This window comes from Pseudorhodobacter antarcticus (genome assembly GCF_900110135.1).
GTDB lineage: Bacteria > Pseudomonadota > Alphaproteobacteria > Rhodobacterales > Rhodobacteraceae > Pseudorhodobacter > Pseudorhodobacter antarcticus.
The window spans coordinates 89502-104901 of sequence record NZ_FOCO01000009.1 but is presented as its reverse complement, the minus strand read 5'-3'; the positions used below and the strand labels follow the sequence as shown (position 1 = coordinate 104901).

At 55.4% G+C, this 15400-nt stretch carries 23 protein-coding genes; 1 reads left to right on the top strand and 22 read right to left on the bottom strand.

Annotation, left to right across the window (positions count from 1 at the left end):
* Nucleotide 1: 1 nt before the first annotated feature.
* From rplF to rplB, 13 genes are all read right to left on the bottom strand, one after another.
* Nucleotides 2-535: a 50S ribosomal protein L6 gene (gene rplF, locus BMY36_RS06660; protein ID WP_050521181.1), complete on the bottom strand. Its 534-nt coding sequence runs from the start codon at nucleotides 533-535 to the stop codon at nucleotides 2-4.
* 10 nt (nucleotides 536-545) lie between these two features.
* Complete coding sequence (gene rpsH, locus BMY36_RS06655; RefSeq protein WP_022705620.1) at nucleotides 546-944, bottom strand: 30S ribosomal protein S8; 399 nt, start codon at nucleotides 942-944, stop codon at nucleotides 546-548.
* Between the two features lie 12 nt (nucleotides 945-956).
* Nucleotides 957-1262 carry a 30S ribosomal protein S14 gene (gene rpsN / locus BMY36_RS06650; RefSeq protein ID WP_050521180.1) on the bottom strand — a complete coding sequence of 102 codons (306 nt, stop codon included), beginning with the start codon at nucleotides 1260-1262 and terminating at the stop codon, nucleotides 957-959.
* 17 nt (nucleotides 1263-1279) lie between these two features.
* On the bottom strand, nucleotides 1280-1840 hold the full coding sequence (gene rplE, locus BMY36_RS06645) for a 50S ribosomal protein L5 (RefSeq protein ID WP_050521179.1): 561 nt from the start codon (nucleotides 1838-1840) through the stop codon (nucleotides 1280-1282).
* The gene (gene rplX, locus BMY36_RS06640; RefSeq protein WP_050521178.1) at nucleotides 1840-2145 is read right to left on the bottom strand and encodes a 50S ribosomal protein L24; all 306 of its coding nucleotides are present in this window, start codon (nucleotides 2143-2145) and stop codon (nucleotides 1840-1842) included. Before rplX ends, rplE begins: the two co-directional genes overlap by 1 nt.
* Before the next feature lies 1 nt (nucleotide 2146).
* Entirely contained in the window at nucleotides 2147-2515 is a 369-nt protein-coding gene (gene rplN / locus BMY36_RS06635; RefSeq protein ID WP_038073566.1) for a 50S ribosomal protein L14, read from the bottom strand.
* A 70-nt stretch (nucleotides 2516-2585) separates the two neighbouring features.
* On the bottom strand, nucleotides 2586-2819 hold the full coding sequence (rpsQ, locus tag BMY36_RS06630; RefSeq protein ID WP_050521177.1) for a 30S ribosomal protein S17: 234 nt from the start codon (nucleotides 2817-2819) through the stop codon (nucleotides 2586-2588).
* A gap of 13 nt (nucleotides 2820-2832) precedes the next feature.
* Complete coding sequence (rpmC, locus tag BMY36_RS06625) at nucleotides 2833-3084, bottom strand: 50S ribosomal protein L29 (protein ID WP_050521176.1); 252 nt, start codon at nucleotides 3082-3084, stop codon at nucleotides 2833-2835.
* A gap of 676 nt (nucleotides 3085-3760) precedes the next feature.
* A complete protein-coding gene (gene rplP, locus BMY36_RS06620; protein ID WP_050521175.1) occupies nucleotides 3761-4174 on the bottom strand; it encodes a 50S ribosomal protein L16 in 414 nt (137 codons plus the stop codon).
* Nucleotides 4175-4186: 12 nt separating this feature from the next.
* Nucleotides 4187-4897 carry a 30S ribosomal protein S3 gene (gene rpsC / locus BMY36_RS06615; RefSeq protein WP_050521174.1) on the bottom strand — a complete coding sequence of 237 codons (711 nt, stop codon included), beginning with the start codon at nucleotides 4895-4897 and terminating at the stop codon, nucleotides 4187-4189.
* Nucleotides 4897-5277, bottom strand: coding sequence for a 50S ribosomal protein L22 (gene rplV / locus BMY36_RS06610; RefSeq protein WP_050521173.1), 381 nt, complete (start codon nucleotides 5275-5277; stop codon nucleotides 4897-4899). The genes rpsC and rplV overlap by 1 nt, the downstream gene beginning before the upstream one ends.
* Nucleotides 5278-5280: 3 nt before the next feature.
* Nucleotides 5281-5559: a 30S ribosomal protein S19 gene (gene rpsS, locus BMY36_RS06605; RefSeq protein WP_050521172.1), complete on the bottom strand. Its 279-nt coding sequence runs from the start codon at nucleotides 5557-5559 to the stop codon at nucleotides 5281-5283.
* Between the two features lie 3 nt (nucleotides 5560-5562).
* Entirely contained in the window at nucleotides 5563-6402 is an 840-nt protein-coding gene (gene rplB / locus BMY36_RS06600) for a 50S ribosomal protein L2 (RefSeq protein WP_050521171.1), read from the bottom strand.
* 268 nt (nucleotides 6403-6670) lie between these two features.
* Here rplB and BMY36_RS06595 point away from each other — a divergent pair, with 268 nt between their 5' ends.
* Nucleotides 6671-7384 (top strand): hypothetical protein, encoded by a 714-nt coding sequence (locus tag BMY36_RS06595; protein ID WP_074818516.1) that lies wholly within the window; start codon nucleotides 6671-6673, stop codon nucleotides 7382-7384.
* A 316-nt stretch (nucleotides 7385-7700) separates the two neighbouring features.
* On the opposite strand, the gene BMY36_RS06585 is transcribed toward BMY36_RS06595, so the two are convergent.
* The 9 genes from BMY36_RS06585 to BMY36_RS06545 all read right to left on the bottom strand — a co-directional run bounded on the left by BMY36_RS06585 (nucleotide 7701) and on the right by BMY36_RS06545 (nucleotide 15285).
* Nucleotides 7701-7997, bottom strand: coding sequence for a 50S ribosomal protein L23 (locus BMY36_RS06585; RefSeq protein WP_050521169.1), 297 nt, complete (start codon nucleotides 7995-7997; stop codon nucleotides 7701-7703).
* Nucleotides 7994-8614, bottom strand: coding sequence for a 50S ribosomal protein L4 (rplD, locus tag BMY36_RS06580; protein WP_050521168.1), 621 nt, complete (start codon nucleotides 8612-8614; stop codon nucleotides 7994-7996). Before rplD ends, BMY36_RS06585 begins: the two co-directional genes overlap by 4 nt.
* Entirely contained in the window at nucleotides 8604-9455 is an 852-nt protein-coding gene (gene rplC, locus BMY36_RS06575) for a 50S ribosomal protein L3 (RefSeq protein WP_074818513.1), read from the bottom strand. Before rplC ends, rplD begins: the two co-directional genes overlap by 11 nt.
* 11 nt (nucleotides 9456-9466) lie before the next feature.
* Entirely contained in the window at nucleotides 9467-9775 is a 309-nt protein-coding gene (rpsJ, locus tag BMY36_RS06570) for a 30S ribosomal protein S10 (protein ID WP_050521166.1), read from the bottom strand.
* A gap of 78 nt (nucleotides 9776-9853) precedes the next feature.
* Nucleotides 9854-11029 carry an elongation factor Tu gene (tuf, locus tag BMY36_RS06565; protein ID WP_050521165.1) on the bottom strand — a complete coding sequence of 392 codons (1176 nt, stop codon included), beginning with the start codon at nucleotides 11027-11029 and terminating at the stop codon, nucleotides 9854-9856.
* Between the two features lie 82 nt (nucleotides 11030-11111).
* On the bottom strand, nucleotides 11112-13235 hold the full coding sequence (fusA, locus tag BMY36_RS06560) for an elongation factor G (RefSeq protein WP_050521164.1): 2124 nt from the start codon (nucleotides 13233-13235) through the stop codon (nucleotides 11112-11114).
* Nucleotides 13236-13244: 9 nt separating this feature from the next.
* The gene (gene rpsG / locus BMY36_RS06555; protein ID WP_050521163.1) at nucleotides 13245-13715 is read right to left on the bottom strand and encodes a 30S ribosomal protein S7; all 471 of its coding nucleotides are present in this window, start codon (nucleotides 13713-13715) and stop codon (nucleotides 13245-13247) included.
* An 11-nt stretch (nucleotides 13716-13726) separates the two neighbouring features.
* Nucleotides 13727-14098, bottom strand: coding sequence for a 30S ribosomal protein S12 (gene rpsL / locus BMY36_RS06550; protein ID WP_050521162.1), 372 nt, complete (start codon nucleotides 14096-14098; stop codon nucleotides 13727-13729).
* Nucleotides 14099-14364: 266 nt separating this feature from the next.
* On the bottom strand, nucleotides 14365-15285 hold the full coding sequence (locus BMY36_RS06545; protein ID WP_050521224.1) for a DMT family transporter: 921 nt from the start codon (nucleotides 15283-15285) through the stop codon (nucleotides 14365-14367).
* Nucleotides 15286-15400 lie beyond the last annotated feature (115 nt).

Below are 15400 nucleotides of genomic sequence, written 5' to 3'. Positions count from 1 at the left end.
CTTACTTCTTCTTGCCTTCTTTGCGGAATACGAATTCACCCTTATAACGGATGCCTTTGCCCTTGTAGGGCTCAGGCTTGCGCCATTCGCGGATGTTCGCAGCGACTTGGCCAACAACTTGCTGGTCAATGCCTTCCACAATGATTTCGGTCTGCTTTGGAACCACAACGGTTACGCCGTCAGGAACCTCAAAGTTCACATCATGGCTGTAGCCCAGAGACAGTTTCAAGATGTTGCCGGTGATCGCAGCACGATAACCAACACCCTGAATTTCCAACTCTTTTTTGAAGCCAGTGGTCACGCCAGTCACCAGATTTTCGATCTGGTTGCGGGTCATGCCCCACTGCGAACGGGCACGCTTGGACAGGCCGCGCGGTTTTACCGTCACAACATTGCCGTCAATCGTGATCGTCACATCATCCGTTGCAGCAAAAGTGCGGGTGCCTTTCGGCCCCTTCACTTCGATGGTCTGGCCGGACAGCGACGCCGAAACGCCTGCTGGCAGGTCAACCGGTTTTTTACCAATACGAGACATCTTGCCCTCCTTAGAACACGGTGCAGAGCACTTCGCCGCCAACATTGGCGGATCGTGCAGCTGCATCGGACATGACGCCCTTAGGCGTGGAGACAATTGAAACACCAAGGCCATTGCGCACCGAAGGGATATCCTTCGACGCCATATAGACCCGGCGGCCTGGCTTGGAGACGCGCTTGAGGTCACGAATGACCGGCGTGCCTTCAAAATACTTCAGGCTGATTGTGATTTCGCCCTGACCGTCTGCGGTCTCAGCTTTTTCATAACCACGGATGTAGCCTTCGGAGGCCAGCACATCCAAAACCCAAGCGCGCAATTTGGACGCTGGTGTTTTAACGGTCGATTTGCCACGCATCTGCGCATTGCGGATTCGTGTCAGCATATCGCCGATAGGATCATTCATCATCATCGTTCGATCTCCTTACCAGCTGGATTTGACCATGCCGGGGATCTGGCCAAACGAGGCCAAATCACGCAGCATGATGCGCGAAAGTTTAAGCTTGCGGTAATACGCATGCGGGCGACCCGTCAGCTGGCAACGATTGTGCAAACGCACGGCCGAGCCATTGCGGGGAAGTTCTGCCAATTTGATGGTCGCCTTAAAGCGCTCTTCCATCGGCAGCTCTTGGTTCTTGATCACCGTTTTCAGTGCAGCACGCTTGGCAGCATCGCGTGCCACCAATTTTGCGCGCTTCACTTCGCGGTTTACCATGGATTTTTTAGCCATATCTCTATTCCTCCCGCTTACGACGTGAAGGGCATGTTGAAATTCTTCAACAGTGCCTTCGCTTCCGCGTCTGTTTTCGCGGTGGTGCAGATGATGATGTCCATACCCAAGACTTCATCGACTTGGTCGAAGTTGATCTCTGGGAACACGAGCTGTTCTTTCAGACCCATGGCATAGTTGCCACGGCCATCAAACGATGTCGGCTTCACACCCCGAAAGTCGCGCACGCGCGGCAATGCGATGGTGATCAGACGGTCCAAAAATTCGTACATCTTGTCGCCGCGCAAAGTCACCTTGCAGCCAAGCGGCATCTCTTCGCGCACTCGAAAACCCGCGATGGATTTCTTGGCGTGGGTGATGACAGCCTTTTGGCCAGCGATCAGGGTCAGCTCGTCTGCTGCCTTTTTCACTTTTTTGGTGTCCTTGACAGCTTCGCCAACGCCCATGTTGATCACGATCTTGTCCAGACGCGGGATCTGCATGTCGTTCTTGTAACCGAATTCTTCTTTCAAGGCCGCACGGATGGTGTCCTTGAAAACGCCCTTCAAACGCGGGGTGTATGTTGCTTGGTCCAGCATCAGATAACATCCCCCGTGGTCTTGGCGAAACGCACCTTTTTGTCGTCTTCCATGCGGAAGCCAACGCGGGTGGCCTTACCATTGGTATCAATCAGCGACAGGTTCGACAGTTGGATCGGCATCGCTTTCGAGATGCGCCCTCCCTGTGTGCCCTGGCTTTGCTTGGTGTGACGGATGGCCATGTTGATGCCATCCACGATTGCCTTGCCAGCATCAGGGTTCACGGACGAGATTTCGCCCTCTTTACCCTTGTCTTTGCCAGTCAGCACGACGACTTTATCGCCTTTTTTCAATTTAGCAGCCATATCACAGCACCTCCGGTGCGAGCGAAATGATTTTCATGAAGTTTTTTGCGCGCAATTCGCGGACCACTGGCCCAAAAATACGCGTGCCAACAGGCTCGCCCGCGTTGTTCAGAATGACAGCAGCGTTGCGATCAAAACGAATGGCGGTGCCGTCTTCGCGACGGACTTCTTTGGCGGTACGAACAACGACGGCTTTGCGCACGTCACCCTTCTTCACGCGACCGCGCGGAATGGCTTCTTTTACCGACACTACAATAATGTCGCCAACCGAAGCATACCGACGGTGCGAACCGCCCAAAACCTTGATGCACTGTACACGGCGCGCGCCGCTGTTGTCAGCAACATCCAGGTTGGTCTGCATCTGGATCATTTGGTTTCTCCCGACCTTTGGGGGACCATCCCCCAGGGTTTCGTAAAATGGCTAAAGATGGCAGGCTGCGTTATGCAGTCAAAACCACCGTCCAGCGTTTGGTTTTCGAAATTGGCGCGCACTCTTCAATACGAACAGTGTCACCAACTTTGAATTGGTTTTGTGCGTCATGCGCGCGGTACTTCTTGGACTTACGAACAGTCTTGTGAAGCAGCGGGTGCTTGAAGCGGCGCTCAACAGACACAGTGATGGTCTGGTTGTTTTGGTCGCCAGTTACGGTGCCTTGCAGGATGCGTTTGGGCATATTTCAGGCTCCCTTAATTCGCGATGGCGGCTTCGGCCGCCTTGAGGTTCAACACAGTCATGATGCGTGCCACGTCACGACGGACGGTGCGCATACGCGATGTGTTTTCAAGCTGACCAGTCGCTTGTTGAAAGCGCAGGTTGAAGGCTTCTTTCTTCAAAGCCACCAAGCTGTCACGCAATTGGTCAGGTGTTTTTGTCTTAAGCTCGGAGGCAGAGTGCGACGACACTGCCTTCGTTACTTTTGCGGTGGCTTTTTTGGCCATGAGCGATCTTCCCTTTTTCACATCACCGGAAGGCCCGCGAGGGTTACCCTTTGCCCAGTGGAGTCAATGATAGACCAACGAATCCGGTCACCCGGAATCGATAGATAGGGCCGTATAGGTGGATGGGAGTGGAAGGGCAAGGGGGAAGTTGACATAGGCGAGTATCGCGTTTGCCTCAATGCACCAAATGCCTGATATACTGACGTTGGTGCCAATATATAGAAAAAGAGGCCGCCCCAAAGGGCTGCCTTTTTCAGTCTTAAAGCCCGAAGGACCCTAGAAGCCATCCAAAGAACACAAGTCCCAAGGAAAACTCAAAACGGTACTTCGTACCGCAGGGTTTCGTGGCTTCGAGGATGAATGATGCACGCATAACGTACCCCTACATCTCGTGTGTGCGTACCCTTATAGAAGCCACATAGCACACTTGCCAACATTTCCTCTTTTTCAGTCAGATGCCGTCGGCCAGCGTGACTTTGTCGGTGCCCCATTTGAGCGCTAGTTTTCAGCTGGTAATTGATCACTGAAAATTCAAAGGGGCGCTATCAGTTGGCACCAAATTTTAGGCAGGGACCCTCCGTCAAGTCAGTTAAACCCACTCATAGCAATACAAAACAAAAAGCCCCGCCGTTTCCAGCGGGGCCTTCTAAGTAGGGTGGGTTTCAACCCACCGCCCTTACCAATCTTCGCGTTGAACAACGCGCGTCAGGACGGGAAGCTTCATCGCACCAAGGCGCAGGGCCTCGCGCGCAATCACTTCCGAAACGCCGTCGATTTCAAACATCACGCGGCCAGGTTTCACCTTGGCTGCCCAATAATCAACGGAACCTTTACCTTTACCCATCCGCACTTCAGTCGGCTTAGACGTGACAGGAACATCCGGGAAAATCCGGATCCAGACACGGCCTTGACGCTTCATGTGGCGGGTGATGGCGCGGCGTGCCGCTTCGATCTGGCGCGCGGTGACACGCTCCGGCTCGGTGGCTTTCAGGCCGTAGGTACCAAAATTCAACAGAAAGCCGCCTTTGGCCTCGCCGCTGATCTTGCCTTTGAACTGTTTGCGGAACTTAGTCCGTTTAGGTTGCAACATGTTTATGCTCCCTTACGTGCGTTCGCGGCGCGGTTGGCGCGGAACAGCGCCTTCCTGTGCCTCGGCGTGGCGACGATCATGTGCTTGTGGGTCATGCTCAAGGATTTCGCCCTTAAAGATCCACACTTTCACACCAATGATACCATAGGCGGTGGTCGCCTCGTGGTGTGCATAGTCGATGTCAGCGCGCAATGTGTGCAAAGGCACGCGGCCTTCACGGTACCATTCGGTCCGCGCAATTTCTGCGCCGCCCAGACGGCCCGCCACGTTCACACGGATGCCCAAGGCCCCCATGCGCATCGCGTTCTGTACGCCACGCTTCATGGCGCGACGGAAAGACACCCGGCGTTCCATTTGCTGTGCGATCGATTCTGCCACCAGCTTGGCATCCATTTCCGGCTTGCGGATCTCAACGATGTTGAGGTGCAACTCGGAAGCAGTGAACACCGACAGCTTCTTGCGAAGCGTTTCGATATCCGCGCCTTTTTTGCCGATGATGACGCCCGGACGCGCTGTGTGAATGGTCACACGGCACTTTTTGTGCGGACGTTCAATGATGACTTTGGAAATACCAGCCTGCATACATTCTTTGTGAATGTATTTGCGCATGCGCAGATCTTCCAGCAACAGGTTGCCGTAATCTTTGCTTTCCGCAAACCAGCGGCTGTCCCAGGTCCGGTTGACCTGGAGGCGCATACCGATCGGATTGACCTTCTGACCCATTATGCGGACTCCCCTTTTTGACGTACCAGAATCGTCAGCTGGCTGAACGGCTTCATGATCTTGCCGAACCGGCCACGCGCACGCGGGCGGCCGCGCTTCAGTGTCAGGTTCTTGCCGCAATACGCTTCGGCAACGATCAATTCATCCACATCAAGACCGTGGTTGTTTTCGGCGTTGGCGATTGCGGACTGCAAGCATTTCTTTACGTCCTTTGCGATCCGCTTTTTGGAGAAAGTGAGGTCAGCCAGAGCCTTGTCCACCTTCTTGCCGCGGATCAAACCAGCAACGAGGTTAAGTTTTTGCGGCGAGGTGCGAAGCATTTTAGCAAGCGCCATTGCTTCGTTATCGGCCACGCGGCGCGGATTTTTTGCCTTGCCCATGACTTATTTCCTCTTGGCTTTTTTATCGGCAGAGTGACCATAGTAGGTCCGTGTTGGCGAATATTCGCCAAACTTCTGGCCGATCATTTCTTCGGTCACGTTGACGGGAACGTGCTTTTTGCCGTTATAGACACCAAACATCAAACCCACGAACTGTGGCAGAATGGTGGAACGACGCGACCAAATCTTGATCACTTCGTTTTTGCCACCTTCGCGCGACTTCTCGGCCTTTTTCAGGACGTAGCCATCGACGAACGGGCCTTTCCAGATTGAACGTGCCATCTATCAGCGGCCCTTCTTCTTAGCGTGACGCGACCGCAGGATGTATTTATCCGTGGTCTTGTTCGAACGGGTACGATTGCCCTTGGTGCCCTTGCCCCATGGCGTAACCGGGTGACGGCCGCCCGAGGTACGGCCTTCGCCGCCGCCATGCGGGTGGTCGATTGGGTTCATCGCCACACCGCGAACGGTTGGGCGGATGCCCTTGTGACGCATGCGGCCCGCTTTGCCGAAGTTCTGGTTCGAATGGTCTGCGTTGGACACGGCACCAACCGTTGCCATGCATTCTTGACGCACCAGACGCAGTTCGCCCGAAGACAAACGGATCTGTGCGTAACCACCATCACGACCCACGAACTGTGCATATGTGCCCGCCGCGCGTGCAATCTGCCCGCCCTTGCCTGGCTTCATTTCCACGTTGTGAACGATCGTACCGATCGGCATACCCGAAAACGGCATCGCATTGCCCGGCTTTACGTCAGTCTTGGCGCCAGCGATAACGCTGTCCCCAATGGCCAAACGCTGCGGCGCAAGGATGTAGTTCAGGGTGCCATCTTCGTATTTGATCAAGGCGATAAACGCAGTGCGGTTGGGATCGTATTCGATCCGCTCTACCACAGCCGCCATATCACGCTTTGTGCGTTTGAAATCAACGATACGGTACAGGCGCTTTGCCCCACCGCCGTGATGCCACATTGTAATACGCCCGGTGTTGTTCCGGCCACCCGATTTGCTCAAACCCTCAGTAAGGGCTTTGACCGGACGGCCTTTCCACAGCTCCGAACGGTCGATCAGAACCAACCCTCGTTGGCCAGGCGTCGTCGGTTTGTACGACTTGAGTGCCATGCTCTCTGTCTTCCGCTAGCTTGAGGACCGCAGTTTGCGGCCCTAGGTTACAGGGCCCCGAAGGTCCCCAACATAAATTCCAAAGCCCCGGAACGAATCCGGGGCCATTGGAATAACGGGGAAGTAACAGGAATGGTTGGGGCTGTCCATGCGGGGCAACGCTTTTTCCGTGCAATGCTTCAGAAATCAGCGAGGGCGGATTGTCCATGATTGGCAACTCGCCCCGCACCTGCCAATCTGACGCTTCACCCCCTCTGGAGGCCCTAAAATGCACGATGCCGCCAAGGCGATGTTTCAAAAGGTCTGTCTGGCCAATATCGACCATATCCCAACCCTTCCGCGTGTCCTGCCTGAAATGGGTTTCGTTGAAACCCACAGGCTTGGCCATAACACTGGCCCCGAAGATACATCAACCCTGTTTCAGAACCCCTATATGCCCTTTGCTTTTAGTTGCTTTGAGGGCCGCAAGGATTGGCCGCGTGTCGTCAATCTTGTTGTTTCCGATACGTCAGAGGCGCGCGAGGGGCTTCTCACTTTCGTAAAGTCCCAATCCGCTTTGACGGAAACCACCCAACAAGTTTGGAAAAAAAACGGCGTGGTTTCCTCCGCCGCGCCACAGCCCGTTATACAAAGGTCGGTTCTGGTCGGCCAAGCCGATTGGCGGGCGCGGGATGGATTTAGGGATCCTGCCCTCCCTGTTCACGTTGAATGGCGGCCCTGCGGTAGAGTTGAGCCTCGAGCAAAACATCTGGCTAAAAGATCGCCCCCCCCAGCCGAACAGGCGGCGCTTATCGCCGAAGGCACCCCTTTGCAAAAAATGGTCAGTCTGTTCATGGAGGTCGCGGTCGACAACGCACCGGACCTGTGTGCCATCGCAAATGCGGCGCGCGCGGGGGTTTGCGGCCGAAACCAAAGATGCCACCTCTGGCTTGTTCTGCGGCGGACAAGGCGCAGAGTCCAAACTTATGGACATCTTTGTTAAATTTGAAATCAATCACTATAATTCAGAAAACAAAAGAAAATTTGAGTGTAAAGTGACCTTTAACTTTCTATGAAACAATTATGTCCTGCGAAACGAAGGCGTTTCCAATACGCAAATTCGCGGGGCCTTGTTCCGCGCGATTGGCATCAGTCACAACGATAGGGAAGACCGCGCCACCCTCATCCTGAAAGGTGAGACATACCGCGTCAAACACTGGGCTGTCAGCGAATTGCTTGGAAACCATTATTTCCTGTTGCAGAAATAACGAAAAAGGCCCCCGCACTCGCAGGGGCCTTCCTTTGCAGCTATGTGCCGATCAGAGCCCGGTGGACACGTCGATCGTATTGCCTTCTTCAAGCGTCACATAGGCTTTCTTCTTGTCGGAACGAACGCCGGGGCGCCCTTTGAACCGCTTTACCTTGCCTTTGGTGATGGTCGTGTTCACGGCCTTCACCTTGACGCCAAAGACAGCTTCAACAGCTTCTTTGATCATCGGCTTGGTTGCATCCATCGCCACTTGGAACACAACAGCGTTGTGTTCAGAGGCCATAGTGGCCTTTTCAGTGATGATCGGCTTGCGGATCACATCGTAATGGTTTGCTTTAACGCTCATTTCAAACGAGCCTCCAGTGCTTCGATCCCTGCTTTGGTGATCACAAGTTGATCCCGCTTCAAGATATCATAAACGTTTGCACCCATGCCTGGCAGAACATCGATGGTGTCGATGTTGCGCGCGGCCAGAACGAAGTTTCCGTCCAGCTCAGCACCGTCGATGATCAGCACGCGCTTCCAACCCAATTCCTTTGCCATCTTGGCAAGGGTAGAGGTTTTCGCATCGGCCATCATGGCGGTGTCCAAGATGATCAGCTCACCCGCTTTGGCCTTGGCCGACAGCGCGTGACGCAACCCAAGGGCGCGGAACTTCTTTGGCAGATCATGGGCGTGGCTGCGTGGAACCGGGCCTTTGTAGATACCACCGTGACGGAAGATCGGCGCGCCTTTGTCACCATGGCGTGCGCCACCGGTGCCTTTTTGGCGATAAATCTTCTTGGTCGAGTAGCTTACATCGGAACGGCCCAGTGTCGAATGTGTGCCAGCTTGGGCTTTCGCCCGCTGCCAACGCACAACGCGGTGCAGAATGTCGGCGCGTGGCTCAAGGCCAAAAAGCGCGTCATTCAGGTCGATGGAACCGGCTTTGCCGCCGTCCAGGGTGATGACATCAGCCTTCATTCTTTTCGCCTCCATCGGTCGTCGCCGGGGCATCTACTGCCGCTGCTGCTTCTGCTGCTTCTTCGGCTGCTGCCGCTTCTGCTGCCATCGCCGCTGCGCGGATCGCTTCTTCCTCAGCTGCCGCTGCTGCTGCTGCTTCAGCTGCCTTCTTGGCCGCTTCACCCGCCGAACGCAGGGCCGCAGGCATGATCACGTTATCCGGAACGGCTTTCTTTACCGCGTCCTTCATCGTCACCCAGCCACCTTTGGAACCGGGCACTGCGCCCCGTACCATGATGATCCCGCGCTCGCTGTCGGTCTTTACGACCTGCAGGTTTTGCGTGGTAATGCGTGTCGAACCCATGTGGCCCGCCATCTTCTTGCCTTTGAACACTTTGCCCGGATCCTGACACTGGCCCGTGGACCCGTGCGAGCGGTGCGACACCGACACACCATGCGACGCCCGAAGGCCCCGGAAGTTGTGACGCTTCATCGCCCCTTGGAAACCTTTACCGATCGAAGTGCCGGCGATGTCCACAAACTGACCTTCAAAGTAATGGTCAGCGGTGATTTCTTCGCCCACATCAATCATGCAATCGGCAGTCACGCGGAACTCAGCGATCTTGCGCTTTGGTTCTACGTTTGCCTTGGCAAAATGGCCGCGCATTGCGGCGGTGGTCCGCTTGGCTTTGGCCAAACCAGCACCCAGCTGCACGGCGGTATAACCGTCGCGATCAGCGGTGCGCTGTGCCACAACCTGCAAGTTGTCGAGTTGAAGAACGGTTACAGGAATCTGCTTACCATCTTCGAGAAACAGCCGGGTCATGCCCAACTTCTTTGCAATAACGCCAGAGCGCATAATCTGATGCCCCCTTATACTTTGATTTCGACGTCAACACCGGCAGCGAGGTCGAGCTTCATCAGCGCGTCCACGGTCTGGGGTGTTGGATCGACGATATCGAGAAGACGCTTGTGCGTGCGGATTTCCCACTGGTCGCGCGACTTCTTGTCGATGTGCGGACCACGGAGAACCGTGAATTTCTCAATTTTGTTGGGAAGCGGAATCGGGCCGCGCACGGTAGCGCCGGTACGTTTCGCGGTGTTTACGATTTCCTGTGTGGACGCATCCAACACCCGGTAATCGAAGGCTTTCAGCCTGATACGGATCGTTTGACTTGACATATTTGGTGCCCTTTAGGCTTGGCGGGAAATCAGGCCCGATGGTTTGCACCACCGGACCCGACCCCTCTGCCAGAAAAATTAAGCAAGAATTTTCGAAACAACGCCAGCGCCGACGGTACGGCCGCCTTCACGGATGGCGAAGCGCAGTTTTTCTTCCATGGCGATTGGGGCGATCAGTTCAACTTCGAACTTCAAGTTATCGCCTGGCATAACCATTTCAGTGCCTTCCGGCAGGTTCACTGTGCCCGTCACGTCTGTCGTGCGGAAGTAAAACTGTGGACGGTAGTTTGCAAAGAATGGCGTGTGACGGCCACCTTCTTCTTTGGTCAGAATATAGGCTTCTGCTTCAAACTTGGTGTGTGGCTTTACCGAAGATGGCTTGCACAGCACTTGGCCGCGCTCGATGCCTTCACGGTCAACACCGCGCAGCAACAGACCAACGTTATCGCCAGCCTGACCCTGATCCAGCAACTTGCGGAACATTTCCACACCGGTACACACGGTTTTCTTGGTATCGCGGATGCCCACGATTTCCATTTCTTCGCCGACTTTGATGATACCGCGTTCGATACGACCGGTGGCAACAGTACCGCGACCCGAGATCGAGAACACGTCTTCGACTGGCATCAAGAACGGCTGGTCAACAGCGCGTGCTGGGGTTGGGATATATTCATCCACAGCCGCGATCAGCGCACGGATCGAAGTTTCGCCGATTTCCGGACGGGTGCCGTTCATTGCGTGCAATGCGGAACCACGAATGATTGGGATATCATCGCCGGGATAGTCGTACTTGGACAGCAGCTCGCGGATTTCCATTTCCACCAGTTCCAGCAATTCCTCGTCGTCCACTTGGTCGACCTTGTTCATGTAAACAACCATGAACGGAATACCAACCTGACGGCCAAGCAAGATGTGCTCGCGTGTTTGTGGCATCGGGCCATCGGCCGCGTTCACCACCAAGATCGCGCCGTCCATCTGCGCAGCACCGGTGATCATGTTCTTCACATAGTCAGCGTGGCCGGGGCAATCGACGTGCGCGTAGTGGCGGTTTGCGGACTCGTATTCCACATGTGCTGTGGAAATCGTGATCCCACGCGCTTTTTCTTCCGGCGCGCCGTCGATCTGGTCGTAGGGCTTGAATTCGCCGAAATACTTGGTGATCGCTGCGGTCAACGTCGTTTTGCCGTGGTCAACGTGACCAATCGTGCCGATGTTGACGTGCGGTTTGTTACGTTCAAACTTTGCCTTTGCCATGATGGCCTCCTGATTTGGATAGATGCGGTGCGCGAAAGCTCACCCTACGGAATGGAGGGCGGGGTTTCCCCCGCCGCACCGATTAAGCGTATTTTTTCTGGATCTCATCCGAGATGTTCTGCGGAACCGAGTCGTAGTGATCGAAGCTCATCGAGAACACGGCACGGCCCGAAGTCATGGACCGCAACGTGTTAATATAGCCGAACATGTTCGCCAAAGGCACCATCGAAGCGATGACGTTCGCGTTGCCGCGGCTGTCTTGCCCCGTGACCATCCCACGACGGGAGGTCAAGTCGCCGATCACGCCACCGGTATATTCTTCCGGCGTCACAACTTCGACTTTCATGATGGGTTCCAACAACTTGGCCCCTGCCTTTTTCAGACCTTCGCGCATCCCGGCACGCGCCGCGATCTCAAAAGCCAGAACCGAACTGTCCACGTCGTGGTATGCACCGTCGACTAGGACCACTTTGAAATCGATCACAGGAAAGCCAGCCAAAGGACCTGAATCCATAACGGACTTGATGCCTTTTTCGACGCCGGGGATGTATTCCTTTGGAACAGAACCGCCAACAACCTTGGATTCGAACGAATACCCTTCGCCCGGCTCGGTTGGCGAGATAATCAACTTGATGCGCGCGAACTGACCGGTACCACCGGATTGCTTTTTGTGCGTGTAGTCGATTTCCGCTTCGCGAGAGATCGTTTCGCGGTAGGCCACCTGTGGCGCGCCGATATTCGCCTCAACTTTGAATTCGCGGCGCATACGGTCCACGAGAATGTCGAGGTGAAGTTCGCCCATGCCCTTCATGATCGTCTGGCCCGACTCGAAATCGGTTTCCACACGGAAGGATGGATCCTCAGCTGCCAAACGTGCCAACGCGATACCCATTTTTTCTTGGTCAGCCTTGGTCTTCGGCTCGACAGCGATTTCGATCACTGGCTCGGGGAAGGTCATGGTTTCCAGCACGACCTGATGGTTCGGGTCGGACAATGTATCACCGGTGGTCGTTTCTTTCAGACCGGCCAGCGCGATGATGTCGCCCGCAAAGGCTTCATCAATCTCTTCGCGGTTGATGGCGTGCATCATCATCATACGGCCAACGCGCTCTTTACGACCTTTGGTGGTGTTCACCATCTGGTCGCCCTTTTTCAACACGCCGGAATAGATCCGTGTGAAGGTCAAGGACCCAACAAAGGGGTCGTTCATGATTTTGAACGCCAGACCCGAGAAGGGCTGTGCGTCGTCTGCCGAACGGGGTTGGTCGCGGGTTTCTGTCTCATCGCCGGCCTTGAAGCCCATATAGGCAGGCACGTCCAGCGGCGAGGGCAGATAGTCGATAACCGAGTTCAACAGCGGCTGAACGCCTTTGTTTTTGAACGCCGAACCCGCAGTCACGGGAACGAAGGTCAACGACAATGTGCCTTTGCGGATCAAACGGCGAATGGTCGCTTCGTCAGGCTCGTTGCCTTCCAAATACGATTCCATAACAGCGTCATCCTGCTCGACAATGATTTCCAGCAGGTTGTGACGCCATTCCTTGGCGTTTTCCAACAGATCAGCGCGGACCGGCTTACGAACCCAGCCTGCGCCAAGATCTTCTCCCTCATAGACCCACTCTTCCATCTTCACGAGGTCGATGATGCCTTCCAGCTTGTCCTCAGCACCGATCGGCAAAGCGATTGGCAACGGGGTCGCACCAGTGCGGTCTTTGATCATCTTAACGCAGTTGTAAAAGTCAGCGCCGATCTTGTCCATTTTGTTGACAAAAACGATACGCGGCACTTTGTACCGGTCGGCTTGGCGCCAAACAGTTTCGGTCTGCGGCTCTACACCAGCGTTGGCGTCCAGCAAGCAGATCGCACCATCAAGCACAGCCAGCGAACGCTCAACTTCAATCGTGAAGTCAACGTGGCCGGGAGTGTCGATGATGTTGAAACGGTATTTCGTTTCATTGGTGCCTTCGGTGGTCGGATCTTCTTGGCGCTGCCAGAACGTGGTTGTCGCAGCGGAAGTGATCGTGATCCCACGCTCCTGCTCCTGCTCCATCCAGTCCATAGTTGCCGCACCGTCATGCACTTCGCCCAACTTGTGCGACTTGCCTGTATAGTAAAGGATCCGCTCAGTCGTCGTGGTTTTACCCGCGTCGATATGCGCCATGATTCCGATATTGCGGTAACGGCGGAGTTCGTATTCGCGTGCCATGAGGCCCCCTTACCAGCGGTAATGGCTGAACGCTTTGTTTGCGTCGGCCATTTTATGGGTGTCTTCCCGCTTTTTAACGGCGGTCCCACGGTTGTTGACGGCATCCGAAAGCTCGGCAGCCAGACGTTCTTCCATGGTGTTTTCGTTGCGCTTGCGGGCAGCGATGATCAGCCAACGGATGGCCAAAGCTTCGCGACGTTCAATGCGCACATCAACCGGCACCTGATAGGTGGCACCACCAACGCGACGCGACCGGACTTCGACCGATGGCTTCACGTTCTCAAGGGCTTCATGAAAGCACTCGATGGGGGCGCGCTTCAGGCGCTGCTCAACGCGGGTCAGCGCGTTGTATACGATGGATTCGGCGACAGATTTCTTGCCGTCGATCATCAGGTTGTTCATGAATTTTGTCAGAACCTTATCGCCATACTTGGCGTCAGGCAGAATCTCGCGTTTTTCAGCGGCGTGACGACGTGACATATTTTAATCCCTCACTTCGGACGCTTCGCGCCGTATTTCGACCGGCGCTGACGACGCTCTTTAACACCCTGGGTATCCAACACACCGCGCAGGATGTGGTAACGGACACCCGGAAGGTCTTTGATACGACCGCCGCGGATCAGGACCACAGAGTGTTCCTGAAGGTTATGTTTTTCACCCGGAATATAGCAGATAACCTCAAAACTGTTGGTCAGACGCACTTTGGCGACCTTCCGCATAGCTGAGTTCGGCTTTTTCGGGGTGGTTGTGTAAACGCGGGTACATACGCCGCGTTTTTGCGGGCAGGATTCCAAGTGCATGGACTTGGACCGCTTGACGCGCGGTTCGCGCGGCTTGCGGATAAGCTGTTGGATCGTTGGCATTCACGTTCCTCGTGTTGCAACTGTCAATACTCGCACCGGATCGGTTCCGGCACACTGCTTCTCGACGGCATCTTGTGCCTTCACAAAACACCAAAACCGCATTCGTCGCCCAAACGGGTGACGGTGCGGTGGAATTCCAGAGGATCGGGGTTTTTAAGGCCCGGATCGTGACCACTTTAGTCTTTGAGACCCTTTTCCCGCTTGCGCAAGTGTCAGGTGAGGCGGCGTATAAGGGGAGTCGCGGGGGATGTCAACACGCAGGCCCGCTACCTATCGGGGGTGGCGGTCCCCGTCATCGACGCCGCAGTGGCCGCGATTTTGCGCTGCACCTGATGTTCGCGCAGGTAGGTGTAAAGGCCGGTTCCCACCACAATGGCCGCCCCCACAAAGGTCAGCGCCTTGGGGATTTCACCAAAGGCCAACCACCCGATCAGAATTGCCCAGATCAGCGCGGAATAGCGGAACGGGGCCACAATCGCCACATCCCCTACCCGCATTGCCATCACAATAAACAGATACCCCATGATCAGCATCGCAGCGGCGGCCGCCAGCATGGCAAGCGCGCGCGGCGGCACCGGGATCCAATCTTGGATAAACAAGCCCGCCAGCCCCATCAACGTCACGGAAACCGAAGTGTAAATCGCAATTGTGACCGACGGCAGACCTTTTGAAAACTGCCGCGTGGTTAAGTCGCGGACCACCACAAACGCGACGGAAATAAGGGCAAGCACCGACCAGACGTTAAACCCCTCGGTCCCGGGGCGCACGATCAGCAAAACCCCCGCAAGCCCCACACCAATCGCCGTCATCCGCCGCCAGCCCACAGGTTCGCGCAGCGCGATCACCGCCCCCAAAGTCACCGCCAGCGGCAAGGATTGCAAAATTGCCGAGAGGTTGGCGAGAGGCATGTTCATCAATGCCAACAAAAAGGTCAGCGTGGCCCCAAGTTCCGCCACAGTGCGCCAGCCCAGCAATTTGCGGTCCACCTTTGCCACGCGCAACGTGCGCACCCCCATAACACGGGCCAGCACCAAAAGGGCAACGATGGTTAAACCGCCGCGAATAACGATGGCTTGTGACAAGGGCAAAATCTGGGTTGCAGCTTTCATGAAACTGTCGTTCACGGTAAAGGTCGCCATTGCCACGGCCATGAAAATGATGCCGCGTGTGTTGTCTGTGACTGCCACGATGCCCCCCTGCCCGCTGGTGTTCAACCTGTCCGCGCGGGTTGCATTGGGTCAAGCCCCCTGCCCCGCGAATTTTGTATCCCACACAAAACAAAAAGGCCCCACACAGTCACCT